The 14,607-nt window shown below is 63.4% G+C and carries 16 protein-coding genes; 6 read left to right on the top strand and 10 right to left on the bottom strand.

Features of this window, described 5'->3' with window-relative positions:
* Positions 1-34: 34 nt before the first annotated feature.
* From ACG873_RS14375 to ACG873_RS14335, 9 genes are all read right to left on the bottom strand, one after another.
* Complete coding sequence (locus ACG873_RS14375) at positions 35-1,009, bottom strand: methyltetrahydrofolate cobalamin methyltransferase (protein ID WP_394892566.1); 975 nt, start codon at positions 1,007-1,009, stop codon at positions 35-37.
* A 78-nt stretch (positions 1,010-1,087) separates the two neighbouring features.
* Positions 1,088-2,179, bottom strand: coding sequence for a methylenetetrahydrofolate reductase (locus tag ACG873_RS14370; protein ID WP_394892565.1), 1,092 nt, complete (start codon positions 2,177-2,179; stop codon positions 1,088-1,090).
* Entirely contained in the window at positions 2,176-2,826 is a 651-nt protein-coding gene (locus tag ACG873_RS14365) for a methylenetetrahydrofolate reductase C-terminal domain-containing protein (protein ID WP_394892563.1), read from the bottom strand. Before ACG873_RS14365 ends, ACG873_RS14370 begins: the two co-directional genes overlap by 4 nt.
* A complete protein-coding gene (locus ACG873_RS14360) occupies positions 2,819-3,121 on the bottom strand; it encodes a virulence factor (RefSeq protein ID WP_394892561.1) in 303 nt (100 codons plus the stop codon). Before ACG873_RS14360 ends, ACG873_RS14365 begins: the two co-directional genes overlap by 8 nt.
* A gap of 215 nt (positions 3,122-3,336) precedes the next feature.
* Positions 3,337-3,543, bottom strand: a complete 207-nt coding sequence (locus ACG873_RS14355) for a DUF6290 family protein (RefSeq protein WP_394892559.1) — start codon at positions 3,541-3,543, stop codon at positions 3,337-3,339.
* Between the two features lie 60 nt (positions 3,544-3,603).
* Positions 3,604-4,383: a formyl transferase gene (locus ACG873_RS14350; RefSeq protein WP_394893509.1), complete on the bottom strand. Its 780-nt coding sequence runs from the start codon at positions 4,381-4,383 to the stop codon at positions 3,604-3,606.
* 81 nt (positions 4,384-4,464) lie between these two features.
* Positions 4,465-5,112 (bottom strand): exopolysaccharide biosynthesis protein, encoded by a 648-nt coding sequence (locus ACG873_RS14345; protein WP_394892557.1) that lies wholly within the window; start codon positions 5,110-5,112, stop codon positions 4,465-4,467.
* 209 nt (positions 5,113-5,321) lie between these two features.
* Complete coding sequence (locus tag ACG873_RS14340; protein WP_394892556.1) at positions 5,322-5,897, bottom strand: DUF4893 domain-containing protein; 576 nt, start codon at positions 5,895-5,897, stop codon at positions 5,322-5,324.
* A 43-nt stretch (positions 5,898-5,940) separates the two neighbouring features.
* The gene (locus ACG873_RS14335) at positions 5,941-6,573 is read right to left on the bottom strand and encodes a DUF1638 domain-containing protein (RefSeq protein WP_394892555.1); all 633 of its coding nucleotides are present in this window, start codon (positions 6,571-6,573) and stop codon (positions 5,941-5,943) included.
* A 64-nt stretch (positions 6,574-6,637) separates the two neighbouring features.
* Between ACG873_RS14335 and ACG873_RS14330 the strand changes: the two genes are divergently transcribed.
* Entirely contained in the window at positions 6,638-6,784 is a 147-nt protein-coding gene (locus tag ACG873_RS14330) for an EncA/B family entericidin (RefSeq protein WP_394892554.1), read from the top strand.
* Between the two features lie 31 nt (positions 6,785-6,815).
* Here the strand turns inward: ACG873_RS14330 and ACG873_RS14325 are convergent, their stop codons facing one another.
* Positions 6,816-7,514 carry a corrinoid protein gene (locus tag ACG873_RS14325; RefSeq protein WP_394892553.1) on the bottom strand — a complete coding sequence of 233 codons (699 nt, stop codon included), beginning with the start codon at positions 7,512-7,514 and terminating at the stop codon, positions 6,816-6,818.
* 381 nt (positions 7,515-7,895) lie between these two features.
* Between ACG873_RS14325 and ACG873_RS14320 the strand changes: the two genes are divergently transcribed.
* From ACG873_RS14320 to ACG873_RS14300, 5 genes are all read left to right on the top strand, one after another.
* The gene (locus ACG873_RS14320; RefSeq protein WP_394892552.1) at positions 7,896-8,342 is read left to right on the top strand and encodes a nuclear transport factor 2 family protein; all 447 of its coding nucleotides are present in this window, start codon (positions 7,896-7,898) and stop codon (positions 8,340-8,342) included.
* 158 nt (positions 8,343-8,500) lie between these two features.
* Positions 8,501-10,075 (top strand): trimethylamine methyltransferase family protein, encoded by a 1,575-nt coding sequence (locus tag ACG873_RS14315; RefSeq protein WP_394892551.1) that lies wholly within the window; start codon positions 8,501-8,503, stop codon positions 10,073-10,075.
* Positions 10,076-10,286: 211 nt separating this feature from the next.
* Positions 10,287-10,955, top strand: coding sequence for a hypothetical protein (locus tag ACG873_RS14310; protein ID WP_394892549.1), 669 nt, complete (start codon positions 10,287-10,289; stop codon positions 10,953-10,955).
* An 806-nt stretch (positions 10,956-11,761) separates the two neighbouring features.
* Positions 11,762-12,325 (top strand): RNA polymerase sigma factor, encoded by a 564-nt coding sequence (locus ACG873_RS14305; RefSeq protein WP_394893507.1) that lies wholly within the window; start codon positions 11,762-11,764, stop codon positions 12,323-12,325.
* 2 nt (positions 12,326-12,327) lie between these two features.
* Entirely contained in the window at positions 12,328-14,328 is a 2,001-nt protein-coding gene (locus ACG873_RS14300; protein ID WP_394892548.1) for a vWA domain-containing protein, read from the top strand.
* The last annotated feature ends 279 nt before the right edge of the window (positions 14,329-14,607 follow it).

Here is a 14,607-nt window from a genome sequence, read left to right as displayed (position 1 = left end):
GCTCTTCCGCAACGTAGGGCGTAATCCTATCCGATCACCCCCGCGCCATCCGCGCTTCGCGGCCGCCGCGGCGGCGTCCGCCATTGGCTCCGCCTTCGCCCGGCGCATTGACCTGGGTCGGCGCCGCCACTGCGTGGCCGCCATCGCCAGGCTTGTAGTCCTTGTAGGTCCTGATCCAGTTTGTGCAATCGCGGTCAGTACCGTTCAGCACGTTTGCGGCACGTACCGCTTCCATTTCCTGCGGCCGCACCGGGTTCATGATGGCCGAGGTCATGCCCGCGCCGATCACCATCGGGATGAAGCCGGCATTGATGCCATGACGATGAGGCAGGCCGAACGAAATGTTGGACAGGCCGCACGTGGTGTTGACCTTGAGTTCTTCCCGAAGCCGCCGGAGCAGCGCGAACACCTGGCGGCCGGCGTCGCCCAGCGCGCCGATCGGCATGACAAGCGGGTCCACGACCACGTCATGCGCCGGAATGCCGAAATCGGCGCAGCGCTCGACGATCTTCTTCGCCACCGCGAAGCGCACGTCCGGATCCATGGAAATGCCGGTCTCGTCGTTGGAGATGGCGACGACCGGAACATTGTATTTCTTGATCAGCGGCAGGATCGCCTCGAGCTTTTCCTCCTCGCCGGTCACCGAATTGACCAGCGGACGGCCTTTGGCGACCTTCAGCGCCGCCTCGATCGCCGCCGAGACCGAGCTGTCGATCGAGAGCGGCAGGTCGACCAGGTTCTGGACGATCTCCAGCGTCTGCACCAGAAGCCCCGGCTCCGTCGCATTCGGGTCCACCGCGGTCACGCCGGCGTTCACGTCGAGCATCGTCGCGCCGCACGCGGCCTGCTCCAGCGCGTCCTTGATGACGGTCTCGAAATTGCCCGCGATCATTTCCGCCGCGAGTTTCTTCCTGCCTGTCGGATTGATGCGCTCGCCGATCACGCAGAAGGGCTGGTCAAAGCCGATGACGATTTCCCTAGTTGCCGAGGCGACGATCGTGCGGGTCATGTGATCTCTCCAAAAGATATAAAGACTTCTTTATATCGTTATCTATTTTGATTCAAGCGAATGGTGGCCGGTCCGCGCTCAATGCGCGGTTTTCACCAGGTCCGTCTGCGTCTCCGTGATGTCGTCGTGCAGGATGTGGTCGAGGCGTTCGGCGACCATCTGGTCGTCGCGGCGGATTTCGCGCTTCCACGGCTGGCGGCCTTTCAGCACGCCCGATTCATCGACGATCTCGGCGACATACTCTTCCTGCCGGTAGGCCATCACATGCACGCCCGAAACGCCCGGTATCTCCTTGACCTCATTGATGATGTCGATGGCGAGCTGCTTGCCTTCCTTCTTCTGGTCCTGGGCGCCTTCCAGGCGCTTTATGATCGCGTCGGGGATGTGGATGCCCGGTACGTTGGAGCGGATCCATTTGGCGGTCTTGGCCGAGGCCAGCGGCCCGACGCCGCACAGGATGAAGCACTGCTCGGTGTAGCCCAGGTCGCGGACTCGGCTCATGTAGGTGCGGAACATCGGCACGTCGAAGCAATACTGGCTCTGCACGAACTGCGCGCCGGCGGCGATCTTCTTGCCCAGCCGGTAGGGGCGGAAATCGTAGGGCGGCGCGAAGGGATTGATCGCGGCGCCGAGGAAGATCTGCGGCGGCGTCGTCAGCTTGCGGCCGGACAGGAACTTGCCGTTGTCGCGCATGATGCGGCAGGTTTCGAGCAGCGACATGCAGTCGAGATCGAACACCGGCTTCGCGCCGGGCTGGTCGCCCGCCTGCACGCCGTCGCCGGTCAGGCAGAGCATGTTGGCGACGCCCATGGCCGCGCCACCCAGCACGTCGCCCTGGATGGCGATGCGGTTCTTGTCGCGGCAGGCGATCTGCATGATCGGCGCATAGCCCATGCGCGTCAGCAGCGCGCAGATGCCCACCGACGACATATGGCAGTTAGCGCCGGAGGCGTCGACGGCGTTGATGGCGTCCACCCACCCGTCGAAGACCTTGGCGCGGTTGTAGACGTCTTCGGGATCGGCGCTGTCCGGCGGGTTGAGTTCGGTCGTGACGGCAAATTCGCCGCGCCTCAGCACCCGCTCCAGCCTACCGCGCGAGGAGTGGCCGGGCAGGGGGTCGAGCGGCAGGTCGATGCCGGCGGGGTTCTCGTCGCGCTGACGGCCCATCATGCCGAAACCTGCTTTTTGGCTGCTTCGCGGGCGGCAGCCGCCTGCGCCGTCACGCGCAACCAGGCCGAGGTTTCGCGCAACGACTGGTCGACCGGCTTCTGCACATTGAGGATCGCGTCGCCATGCACCATGTTGCGTGACCCCTCCCAGGCCTTCACCCAGACGCAGGGCATGTCGGGTTCGACCTCGCAATTGCCGTTGGCGCGCACGCCGCCGCAAGGGCCGTTGCGCAATTGCTTGGGGCAGTTCATCGGGCATGACATGCCGGTCGATGACAGGATGCACTGGCCGCACATGCGGCAGTCGAACAGAAGACCTTTTACGCGTTTCTCGACGAATGTGACCGGCGCCTCGACGCGGCTGTAGCCGATCTTGTTCCAGAGCGGATGGAGGAGCAGGAAAATGTCGGCGAAGCGCGCATAAAACCATTCCAGCGCTCTGCTGTGGCGCACCGCCCACAGCCGCACCGAATAGGAGCGCTGCACGCGCCGCTGCGGCGACACGTCGGCCGGCTTGTAGGCCGTCTTGGGCGCCGCCTGCTTGACCAGCGTGGCCTGGGTCACGCCGCCGGAAGCTGCGGGCGGCACGACTTGCGCGCCGTTCGCCGGCCCGGCGGCCGTGGTGGAAATCGGCTGGGTGTCAGACATCTGCCTTGCCGCCTGCCTTGGCGAGAGCGACCAGTCGCTCCCGGTCATATTGCGCATCGATGTCGGCCGCCGCCTTTGTCGCCTCCGCTTCCAGATCGTCGCTGACCGGCACCGGATCAGCCTTGCGCCATTCCGCCAGATAGGCGTCCGTTTCGGCCGCGCCAGACCGCATGGCCGCCATGTCGATCGCCTCGGTGAAGCGCAGCGGCAGTTCGCGCTTGGCGTTCTGCCGGCCCTTCTTGACGATGACCTGCGCGGGGATATCGCGCCAGTAGACGATGATCAGGTCGGCCATTCAACTCACTCGATTTAGAGCATGATCCCGAAAAGTCAGAGTCGCTTCCCGGTCAGGCTTCATCTGTCTGGAGCATTGCCGCATGCGTGTTTGCGCTGCTTGTTATGGGACGACGCGCGGGCATTCAAATGCGACGCAGGGCGGGGAGGCAAGAGGAACAGCTAGAACCGGCCCGATCGAGGTCGACCGTGCGGACGATCATGCTGCGTTTCGGATCAGAGCTTGGCTCGCGTCTCGTACGCTTCCCAGCGGTCGGCGGCGATGACGGGGACGCGTCGACCCGTGATCTCCAGTTCGGCGGCTTCAACCGCCTTGCTCCGAATGAACCCGCTGAGGCTGATATGCGCCAGTTCGGCCGCGCGTTCGAGCAACTGACGCTCTGCCGGCGTGAAGCGGACACTGAGGCGGGTCATCTGGTTCATATCACCTGATCTCGCAATGCAGATTACAGTGTCATAGAAAATGCCCTGCCGCCAGACGCCTTACCACACGCCCTTCGTCAGTCCCGTCCACAGATAGCTCCAGACCGGCGGGTGATACCACTGCCTGGACGGCAGGCCGGTTTCGATTGGACGCATCTTTCCAGCAAGCGCGTCCTTGATTGCTGAAACGCAGATTTCGCGGGAGAGGGCCGCAAGCCGCAGCGGGTAGAGCATCAGATTGTCGCCCGTTTCCGGCCTGCCGCGCGCTTGATAAAGCACGGCGCCGGTGTCTACCCCGGCGTCTACAAGATGCACCGTCGCGCCGAAATTCTCGGCGTTGCCGGTCGCCAGCGCCCAGTAGCCGCCATTCATGCCGCGATATTTCGGGGTGATGCCGGCATGGTAATTGAGAACCGGGCAGGGGATGGCGGCGAGTGTTTTTCGCGACAACATCCGGCAGCCGGCAAGCAGCACGGCTTTCGGCGCGGCCGCCTCGATCGCCTGCAGGAATTCCGGCGAATTGGCCGAAGGCACCTGGACGATAGCCTGGCCTGCGCGCGGCGCGGTCTCCAGCCCGTTTTCAGCGACGATTTTCTCCGCGCGGCCGACGAGGAACCGCTTGCCAAGCCGGGTCAAAAGCATCGTGCCGATTTGACCGGAGACCTGCAGCCATCCCTGTCTGCGAGCCCGCCGCCGCAAAAGTTGCGCTTTCGATTCCGGCGTTTCGAGAATGACCGTCACCGGCCCGAGCCTATCCGTGACGGCATTGACGATCGCCCAAACATGCGGGCCGCCTTCGGTCACCACGACGATCGATTGGGATTTCGGATTTCGTTTCATCACGGCGGGCGAGCGATGGTTCTTGGTCAGCCCTTCGATGGGCAATGATCCGAACTATCGCACCGCAGCCTTACCGCGCGCTTAAATCATCCATCCCAGGACGGCCTGGGTGGCGGCGCCGGCCGCGCCGATGACGAAGACGATGACGGCGATAGACGCCATGGCGACGACGCTGCCTACAGCAAACAGGATGCCGTCGCGCTCAGAAAGCGCCAGGCCAAGAAGGGTGGTGGCGAAGGCCGGCAGCCAGTTACCGAGCGGAATGGGCAAGGTCACGACGACCGCCAGCAGAAATGCGATCGTGCCGATGATGCGGTCGCCGCGCCGACGCCAGAACGGCCAGTAGCGCGGAGTGATGTATCTCTCGAGACGGACGAGACGCGGCACCACCCGCTCCATGATCGAGCGGAACTGCTCGGCCGGCAGCGATTTCTCGGCGACGAAGCGCGGCAGCCAGGCGCGCTTGCTGCCATACATCATCTGCGCCGAGACGATCAGAAGCGGCAGGCCGAGAATGGCTGATGCGCCGGGCGGCAGCGGCAGAAGGTTGAAGGCGGCGAACAACACAAGGAGAGCGGCGAAGCTGCGGTCACCGAGCGCGTCTCGGATGGAGCCCAGCGTGACGCGGCCATTGGCGTCGCGCGAAAGCTGCGCGAAAAGCTGGGACAGACGGCGCGGTCTGCGGCGCATGGGGGCGCCTTCGATCTGGCCCGCCTCAAATCCCTTCATTTCCGCTCTCATACGCCCGTCTCGACCCGAAAAGCCGCAACCCCATGCGGTACCCGACCCCACTTTGTCGCGCTGGGGTTAAACCTTGATGACAATTCCGTAAGCAAGGCCAATTTGAGGTCGGCATACCCGAAATACAACAGTCAGGCGCTTACTAATGCATGGCTCTCGAATCTGGAATTCACTTTTCGGAAAGGATGCATGGGACTTTAGCGGCGAAATTCGAGGATATCGAGCTTGGATTCGTAGTATGGCGCCGGGAATTCGATGCGCCATCCCTGCGGGCCGGCGCGGAAGGCGTAGCCGACCTGATCGCTTTCAGGGCCGTTCGCATAGGGCTTGGCCGTTGCTCCCGCGACATGGAACGAGCCGAGATAGATCAGCCGCTTCTCGCCATCGTCGAAAAAGCGGCCTTTTGTCCGCTGCGAACCACTGACCTTCTCCAGCATCCAGCCGGAGCCGTCATCGGAAACGCGGCATTTGAACCAGCCATAGACGACCAGCTTGGCGAGCCCGCCGGCCTTGGTGGTGCGGCATTGCCAATCGCCGACCATGTCGAAAGCCGACCACGAAATCGGCTCAGCAGCGAGCACAGTATCCAGTGCGGCCACATCCGCCGTCGCGCCGTCCCTGGCCTGCGCCAGCGCTTCCTTGCGCGTCGCCTCGTGGTTTTCGAGCCGCGCCTTGTCTACCGGCGTAATCAGCTTCTGCACTGCGCCATCGGCGCCGGCATTGCCGGCGGGCAGAGCGAGGAGGGCGGCGAGAAACCAGGCGCGGATTTTCATGAAGATGCTCCAGGTGCGCCCGAGGATTCCGGGACTTTCGCGGTCAGGCCTCGGCAAGCGAGGCCTTCGCCAGCGACGGCGTCAGGTCGCCATAGCCGGTGAACCGACGCTCATAGGTCAGCCCCAGCATTTCGGCTGCGTTCTCCGCGACCTTGTCGAGTTCCGGGTCGTTTGTCTGCGCAAGATAGACCAGCTTCTCGTAATTGCCGAAATAGTCGGCGGCAAGCTCGGGGTGACGGTCGAGGCCGAGCGGCTTGATGAAGAACGCCTCGAACTGCCGGCAGAGGAAATCGGTCATGTAGAAGGCGAGCATGTCGCGATCGCCCGCCGCCTCGAAAGCGGCGTTGCCCTGGTAGAAGGCGAAGCAATGCGCGCCGACCATGCGCTCGACGCCGTGCTTTTCACAGACCTTGTCCAGCATCCCGCCGGTACCGCAATCGGCATAACCGACGAAGATATGCTTGTAACCCTCTGATTTGGCGTCCGAAATCGCCTTGTCCATGGCGGGCGGAATGCGGTCCGGATAATAGTGGAATTCGGCCGGCAGGCAGGTCAGTTCGAGATGATCGAGCGCCAGCCGCTCCTTCACCGCCAGCACCTCGCGCGCGATCATGCCGCAGGCGATCACCAGCAGTCTTTCGCCCTTGTTTTGTCTGCCTTTGCGCGTGGCCGTCATGGAACAACTACTGCCCGAACTAGTTCCTACAGACCTTATCTAGTCAACGAGGGAGCCACCGTCCATGAAACCGCACTTTGCACCAATTGCGGCCATCCTGGCTTGCGCCTTGATCGTATCGGCATGCGCCAACACGATCCGCGGCGTCGGGAGGGATGTCTCCAACACCGCCAACGCCACGGAACAGGCGGTCGAAGACGTCGCCAACTAATTCCGGCTGACCGTCGTAACAATATTCGCGTTCACGCCGTAGCGCGGACGTTGTGCTTGCGCTTCATGTATTCCTTGGCGGTCTCCACCGCCACGGCCGCGTCGCGGCAATAGGCGTCGGCGCCCACGGCCTTGCCGAACTCCTCGTTGAGCGGGGCGCCGCCGACCAGCACGACGTAGTCGTCGCGGATGCCCTTTTCCTTCATCGTGTCGATCACGACCTTCATATAAGGCATGGTCGTGGTCAGAAGCGCCGACATTCCGATGATGTCGGGCTGATGCTCCTCGATCGCCGCCAGATATTTCTCGACCGGGTTGTTGATGCCGAGGTCGATGACGTCGAAGCCCGCGCCCTCCATCATCATGCCGACCAGGTTCTTGCCGATGTCGTGGATGTCGCCCTTGACCGTGCCGATCACCATCTTGCCCTGCTTGGGCGCGCCGGTGGCGACGAGCAGCGGGCGCAGGATGAACATGCCGGCCTTCATCGCATTGGCCGAGAGCAGCACTTCGGGAACGAACAGGATGCCGTCGCGAAAATCCTCGCCGACGATGCGCATGCCCTCGACCAGCGCCTCCGTCAGCACCTTGTAGGGCGCCCAGCCGCGTTCCAGAAGGATGTTGGTTCCTTCTTCGATCTCTTCCTTCAGGCCGTCGTAAAGATCGTCATGCATCTGCTGCACGAGCTCGTCGTCGGAAAGTTCGGAAAGGATGATCTCGTCGTCGGACATGTCAGGCTCCTCGCGTCCGCCGGCAATCATTCCGGCGGCCCAGAAATTCGCACCAATACCTATCGTGCAAGCGCGGCAAATCCATAGCTGATTTGCGACGCGGTGCAAAATGAATGCGACCGACGCTGTTGCGGGCCCTTGGCTGAGCGGCCCGCTTTCCTTGAAAGCCTTGCCGCCTCTCCCGACCTTGGCCACCTGCCGGAGGAGCAAGCTATGGGCATCAGCGAGAGCAGGCCGCATTTCAGCCGATCGAGGCGTAGATTTATGCAGGCATCGGCGCATGCCGCCGCGGGTTTGGCAGGCCTCACCGCGGGCTACACCGCCGCTCCATCGTCCATTGCCAACCCCGCGAGCCGGGATGCCAACAGAGGAGATGATCGCATGACGCTTTCACTGCAGGAGATTTCCGACCGGTTGGAGATCGAGGATCTGCTCGTTCGCTATTGCTACGCGGTCGACGATCGCGATTGGGACACCTACCGCAACATCTTCACGGCCGACGCCGTTCTCGACGACACGGTGACAGGCGGCATCCGGAGCGGCGTGGAGGAGCACGTGGTCTACCTCGAAAGGGCGCTCTCGAAGATACTGATGTCGCAACATGCCATTTCGACGATCCTGCTCGACGTCCGGGGCGACGAGGCCGGCGCGCGGGTGCATTGCTCTTGTCCCATGGTCGTCGCGATCGGCGAGGGCAAGCGGCAGGTGTTCTTCCAGGGGCTCTGGTATCGCGACAGGCTCTCGCGCACGCCCGAGGGATGGCGCATCAGCGAACTCGTCGAGGAAGGATACTGGAACTACAACGTTCCCGAGGGGTTCAGATTCTGATCGGCTCGCCTTCGCGCCGACCGGCGAAACGCCTGATCCCCTTGTCTTCATTGCGACAGTGCTTGGCGCTGGCGGGCCGTTTCGCTAAAGGGTCATGGCTACGATCCGGGCAATGGCGCCGTCAGGCGCGGATCGCTTGATTTCTAAGGATGATTTCGATGGAAGAGAACCTCTTGTCCGAGCAGGAAGCCTCCAATGCACGGCGAGGGCGCGCCGCCAGCGGTGGCGCCGCGGCCAGGCGGGCGGCCCGTTCGGGCGGCGGACCCGGCACGCAGCTCACCTACATAAAGCGCAAGATCAACGTCTACGAAGTGCTTGATGAGGAAGGCCTGGCGCTCATCGAGGCCAATGCCGACACCGTTCTCGAGGAGATCGGCATCGAGTTCCGCGACGATGCCGAGGCGCTTGCGCTGTTCAAGGAAGCCGGCGCCGACGTCAGAGGCGAGCGTGTCCACTTCCCCAAGGGCTTGTGCCGCGCGCTGCTCAAGACCGCACCGTCGAGCTACACCCAGCATGCCCGCAATCCCGAGCGTTCGGTCGAGATCGGCGGCAAGGGCACCGTTTTCGCGCCGGTCTACGGCCCGCCCTTCGTGCGCGACCTCGACGGTAACCGCCGCTACGCGACGATCGAGGATTTCCGCAATTTCGTGAAGCTCGCCTATATGGCGCCGTCCATCCACCATTCGGGCGGCACGGTGTGCGAGCCGGTCGACGTGCCGGTCAACAAGCGCCACCTCGACATGATTTATTCGCACATCAAATATTCCGACAAGCCGTTCATGGGCTCGGTCACAGCGCCGGAGCGCGCCGAAGACACGGTCGCGATGGCGAAAATCCTGTTCGGCGACCAGTTCGTTGGCGACAACACCGTGCTCACCAGCTTGATCAACGCCAATTCGCCGATGGTGTTCGACGAGACGATGCTCGGCGCGCTGAAGGTCTATGCCCGCAACAACCAGGCCTGCATCGTGACGCCGTTCATCCTGGCCGGCGCGATGAGCCCGGTCACAGTCGCCGGCACGCTGACCCAGGTTCTGGCAGAAGTGCTGGCCGGGGCCTCGCTCACCCAGCTTATCCGCCCCGGCGCGCCGGTGCTGTTCGGCACTTTTGCTTCCTCGATCTCGATGCAGTCAGGCGCGCCGACTTTTGGTACGCCTGAGCCGTCGCTGGTGTCCTATGGCGCGGCCCAGCTTGCCCGCCGTGTCGGCCTGCCGTTCCGCACCGGCGGCTCGCTCTGCGCATCGAAAGTTCCGGATGCGCAGGCTGCTTACGAAAGCGCCAACACGCTGAACTCCACGATCCTGGCCGGCACCAACTTTGTCCTCCATTCGGCCGGTTGGCTCGAAGGCGGCCTCGCCTCCTGCTACGAAAAGTTCATGATGGACGTCGACCAGCTCGGCATGACCCAAAAGTTCGCCGAGGGCGTCGACCTTTCGGAAAACGGCCAGGCAATGGACGCCATCCGCCAGGTCGGCCCGGGCAGCCATTATCTCGGCTGCGACCACACGCAGGCCAATTTCCAGACCGCCTTCTACCGCTCGGCGATCGCCGACAACAATTCCTACGAGCAGTGGCTGGCCGAGGGCCAGAAGACCGCGCCGCAGCGCGCCAACGAGCTTGCCCGCCGCTGGCTGGAAACCTACGAGGCGCCGCCGCTCGACCAGGGCATCGACGACGGTCTGAAGGATTTCATCGCGAAGAAGAAGGAGTCCATGCCCGACGCCTTCACTTGAAAGGAGCCCGAAGCAGGCGGGGCTAAAGTCGCCGAAATCATCCACAAGGAAGTCTGGAGATCGGCATTCCGCGATCCGGACAAGAAGGGGTGATGTCGTGCCCCAGCGTTCCTTCCTCACGATGCTTTCGTGCAAGTGACGCGAGGCGGGTGGCGGTTCGACATGATGCAACATAGAGCGTTCATCGTCGCAGTGGAAACGCCCCAAGATATTGCGGGACAGATTTCCGCCGCCCTTTTCGCCGCACGGTCTCATCCTGCGAGGCGGCTTGAATTTCGGCGCGGAAGATGCGCCCCTTGGCCCCTCCGGCGCTCCCGCCAAATCCATCCTCCTCGTCGGCCAGGCCGGCTCCGCGCCTTGGCCGCATTTCCTGCGCTGGCGCGAAACCCAGCCGGCCGGCCTGGAAAACCCGCTCGACACATGGTCGCGCCAAATCATCGGCGAGGCCGCGCAAGAATTCGGCGCGCGAGCGATCTCGCCGTCCGACAAGCCGTATCTGCCGTTCCAGCAATGGGCGATCCGCGCCGAGGGCCTGAAGCCGTCGCCGCTCGGCATACTCATGCACCCGGAGTTCGGCCTCTGGCACGCCTATCGCGGGGCGCTGCTGTTCGAGACCGAACTCGCCATCCCGCCGCCTGAGAAACCGATTCATCTCTGCGATCTATGTATCGGAAAACCTTGCCTGAAAGCCTGTCCGGTAGGCGCACATTCCGAGTCCGGTTTTGCCCACGAAGCCTGCCTGTCGCATGTCCGCGGCCCTGATGGAGCGCCGTGCCGCGACGGTGGCTGCCTCGACCGAAATGCCTGCCCCTACGGAACGGAATACCGCTATCCCGCCGACGAGCAGGCTTTTCATATGGCAGCGTTCGCCGGCCTTTGACGCCGGGCTACCTGCGTGGACAAAATCCACGCTCGTTCCGGCCCGATTGAAGAAATCCGCTTTACGGATCAATGGGATGTAGGATTCTTGTAGAATCTTCGCATCCGTGTTTGTCCACACCCCTTGCCCCTCCCGCATAATCGCAGCCGTCCTTCCTGCCGGGAACGCTCCGGAGTCGTTCGAAAGCGGGGAAGGATCGGCGCCTCCGTTCCATGGCCGACGAAGCCATGGGGCCGGGGAGGCTCTGCCCAGTGGTTCCCCTCGGGACAATACGGTCCCGGCGTGCTGGAGGAGCACACAGGCCCGAAAAGCCGCAAGGTTTTAAGGGCGCAGCGGAACGGGCGGGGACAGAAATCGCCGGCGGGGCGCGGAAGTCGCGCCACGTATTTAGTTTCGGAAGGCTCGGCCAAGCGCCCCGCTTCCCGGACTACCTCCTCGCGAATGGGGAGCGTTCTTTGACAGAGGCCAGACGGTGAAAACCGGGCGTGGCGATGATGAAGCGCGCCCTTGTGGGAGAAGGTGGATTGGCGCGAAGCGCCAGGACGGATGAGGGGTGTTGGATGGAATGAGGCGGAAAAATGGGCACGAGCAATGTCGAAGCAGCCAATTATCGGACTGGGCACTCCGTCCAACACCCCTCATCCGACCTCGCTCCGCTCGGCCACCTTCTCCCACAAGGTCGGCCACCTTCTCCCACAAGGGGAGAAGGAAGAAGCCGCAGCGACCCCACCCCGATCTCCCCTCCAAAAAATAATTCTTCCCGCCACCCCAAGGAACGCCGCAATCAAATCGTCCACCATGCGATGATGGCGATGATGCTGGAACAAAGCGAAGAAGCCTCCGACCAGGAACTGATCGGGCGGGCTGGGGACGGCGACAGGGCGGCTTTCGGCCGATTGGTCGAACGGCACTATGATTTCGTCTATCGCGTCGCCTATCGCTGGTGCGGCCGCAGGGCCGACGCCGAAGACATCGCGCAGGAAGTCTGTGCGCGTCTCGGCCGGACGATCCGCTCCTACCGCGGCGGGGCGACGTTCACGACGTGGCTCTATGCCCTGACGCTGAACGCTGCCCGCGACATGATGCGCAAAAGTGCCCGCGAGACGGTGAAGGTGCAGGCCTTCGGCGTCCATATGCTGATCGGCGGCGAAGCGATCCCGGAGCCCGACGGCCAGGCCGAGCGGCTCTGGGCGGCGGTGCGCGAACTGCCGGACAAGCAGCGGGATGCGGTGCTTCTGGTCTATGGCGAAGGCCTGAGCCACGCCGGGGCAGCCGACGCGATGGCCTGCGCGGAGGCGACGGTTTCCTGGCACATCCATGAAGCGAAGAAACGGCTGAAGCTGCTCACGCGCTCGGTCGGGGAAGTGTGACCATGGCGAACGATGAACTCGACATGCTGCGGACGATTTCCGCGCCGCCTCCGGGCCGGGACGCGAAGTCGCGCGCGCTTCAGGCAGCGCTCCGCGCCTACGATCAAAAAGATTCTTCCGCCCCGGCCCAAGGATCGCGGCCGGGTCTTCGTCTCACCGAACGAGCAACAAGGCTCTGGAGTGGGATGATGCAGAAGAAGCTCTACGCGGCGGCGCCGGCGCTGGCGACGCTCGTCGCCCTGCCGATCGCAGGTTACGCCACATTCTATCTGATGGACCGTCCGCAATCGCCCTTCGTGGTCGGCACCGACCGCGAGGTGGCCGAAGCGCCGCATCAGCGGCTCCAGGTCTCGCCGAAGAAGAGCGAAGCCGACGCCGCACGCCGCGATGTCGCGGCCTTGTCGGCCGAGCCGCGACCGGCCCCACAATCCGCGCCCGCCGCAGCGATGGCGCCTGCGGCCGAGAGCGTCGCCCCCATAGGCGGCGCGGTCGGCTTTGCCGGCGGCTCCAGATCGATGCCCGACCAGATGGTGTACGCGCCGTCCGACGCAATCATTCCGATGGAGGAATCCAATGACCGCGTCCAGGAATTCGAGACCAATCCGGTCCGCTCCGCGCTGGAAACCCCAGTCTCGACCTTTTCCGTCGACGTCGACACCGCGTCCTACTCCTTCGTTCGGCGTTCGCTGAAGGAAGGGGTGTTGCCGCAGCCCGACACGGTGCGCGTCGAAGAGATGATCAACTATTTCCCCTATGACTGGAAAGGCCCGGAGACCGCCGAAACCCCGTTCAATTCGACGGTGACGGTCATGCCGACGCCGTGGAACGACCACACAAGGCTGATGCACGTCGCGATCAAGGGTTTTGACGTGAAGCCCGCCGAGCAGCCCAAGGCCAACCTGGTCTTCCTGATCGACGTTTCCGGCTCGATGGACGAACAGGACAAGCTGCCGCTGCTGCGCTCGGCCTTCCGGCTCCTGGTCGGCAAGCTCAAGCCTGACGACACAGTCTCGATCGTCACCTATGCGGGTGCGGCCGGGACGGTGCTCGAACCGACCAGGGCGTCTGAGCGCGAAAAGATCCTGCAGGCAATCGACACGCTTACTCCCGGCGGCTCGACGGCCGGCGAGGCGGGCATCCGGGAGGCCTATCGGCTCGCCGAAAAATCCTTCGTCGAAGGCGGGGTCAACCGGGTCATGCTCGCCACCGACGGCGACTTCAATGTCGGCCAGAGCGACGACGACGAGTTGAAGCGGCTGATCGAGGAAAAGCGCGAAAGCGGCGTGTTCCTTTCGGTATTCGGCTTCGGCCGCGGCAATTTGAACGACCAGATGATGCAGACCATCGCCCAGAACGGCAACGGTACCGCCGCCTATATCGACACGCTCGCCGAAGCGGAAAAAGTGCTCGTTCAGGACGCCTCCTCTACGCTGTTTCCCATCGCCAAGGACGTGAAAATCCAGGTTGAGTTCAATACGGAAAAAGTCTCGGAATACAGGCTGATCGGCTACGAAACCCGGGCGCTCAAGCGCGAGGATTTCAACAATGACCGCATCGACGCCGGCGAGATAGGCTCCGGGCATTCGGTGACCGCGATCTACGAGATCACGCCGACGGGCAGCCCGGCGGTGATGATCGATAATCTGCGCTACGGCTCGGCCACGGCCAACCGTTCGTCAGGCGTCCAAAATGCCGGGGAATATGCCTTCGTGAAGATCCGCTACAAATTGCCGGACGGTGATGTGTCGAAGCTGATCACCACGCCGGTCACCGCCACCAACGAGGCGCCGACGCTTGCCGCCGCCAGCGACGACCAGCGCTTCTCGGTCGCGGTCGCGGCCTTCGGCCAGAAGCTGCGCAATGCCGACCAGACGGAAAAGCTGGGCTACGACAAGATCATCGAAATCGCCGCCGCCGCCCGTGGAGCCGATCCTTATGGCTACAGGACGGAGTTCCTCTCGCTGGTGCGCCTCGCCTCGGCGCTGGACAGCGGCAAGCGGTAGCGGCGATGCGGCCGGTTCCCTTCAGACGGCGTCCTTCTGATACCGGGAACTGGCCGATGGGCGGGTGAGGCAGGCCGGCGAGGACGTTTGTCCCCGCCGGCCTTTCATGCGGAGCCGCGATTTCGTCCACCCATATGGGCCTTGTGATATTCTCTGGCTTGGGTATGCGGGAGAAATTACGGATGAACTGGCGAAAAAAGGGCCTTCCGAGCTTGGGTACTGGTCACGATCAGATGGATTTCTATCGTGGTCCTGTAGTCATCGCCCGCATCCCGTGTT

This window comes from Allomesorhizobium aridi, assembly GCF_043769475.1.
In the GTDB taxonomy this organism is placed as follows: Bacteria; Pseudomonadota; Alphaproteobacteria; order Rhizobiales; family Rhizobiaceae; genus Allomesorhizobium.
The sequence above is the reverse complement of the archived record's forward strand: the minus strand, read 5'-3'. Positions and strand labels throughout refer to the sequence as shown.

Coding starts and splice junctions, on each gene's coding strand:
- ACG873_RS14375 (WP_394892566.1), bottom strand. CDS start 1,009: ATGACCCGCACGATCGTCGCCTCGGCAACTAGGGAAATCGTCATCGGC.
- ACG873_RS14370 (WP_394892565.1), bottom strand. CDS start 2,179: ATGATGGGCCGTCAGCGCGACGAGAACCCCGCCGGCATCGACCTGCCG.
- ACG873_RS14365 (WP_394892563.1), bottom strand. CDS start 2,826: ATGTCTGACACCCAGCCGATTTCCACCACGGCCGCCGGGCCGGCGAAC.
- ACG873_RS14360 (WP_394892561.1), bottom strand. CDS start 3,121: ATGGCCGACCTGATCATCGTCTACTGGCGCGATATCCCCGCGCAGGTC.
- ACG873_RS14355 (WP_394892559.1), bottom strand. CDS start 3,543: ATGAACCAGATGACCCGCCTCAGTGTCCGCTTCACGCCGGCAGAGCGT.
- ACG873_RS14350 (WP_394893509.1), bottom strand. CDS start 4,383: ATGAAACGAAATCCGAAATCCCAATCGATCGTCGTGGTGACCGAAGGC.
- ACG873_RS14345 (WP_394892557.1), bottom strand. CDS start 5,112: ATGAAGGGATTTGAGGCGGGCCAGATCGAAGGCGCCCCCATGCGCCGC.
- ACG873_RS14340 (WP_394892556.1), bottom strand. CDS start 5,897: ATGAAAATCCGCGCCTGGTTTCTCGCCGCCCTCCTCGCTCTGCCCGCC.
- ACG873_RS14335 (WP_394892555.1), bottom strand. CDS start 6,573: ATGACGGCCACGCGCAAAGGCAGACAAAACAAGGGCGAAAGACTGCTG.
- ACG873_RS14330 (WP_394892554.1), top strand. CDS start 6,638: ATGAAACCGCACTTTGCACCAATTGCGGCCATCCTGGCTTGCGCCTTG.
- ACG873_RS14325 (WP_394892553.1), bottom strand. CDS start 7,514: ATGTCCGACGACGAGATCATCCTTTCCGAACTTTCCGACGACGAGCTC.
- ACG873_RS14320 (WP_394892552.1), top strand. CDS start 7,896: ATGACGCTTTCACTGCAGGAGATTTCCGACCGGTTGGAGATCGAGGAT.
- ACG873_RS14315 (WP_394892551.1), top strand. CDS start 8,501: ATGGAAGAGAACCTCTTGTCCGAGCAGGAAGCCTCCAATGCACGGCGA.
- ACG873_RS14305 (WP_394893507.1), top strand. CDS start 11,762: ATGGCGATGATGCTGGAACAAAGCGAAGAAGCCTCCGACCAGGAACTG.
- ACG873_RS14300 (WP_394892548.1), top strand. CDS start 12,328: ATGGCGAACGATGAACTCGACATGCTGCGGACGATTTCCGCGCCGCCT.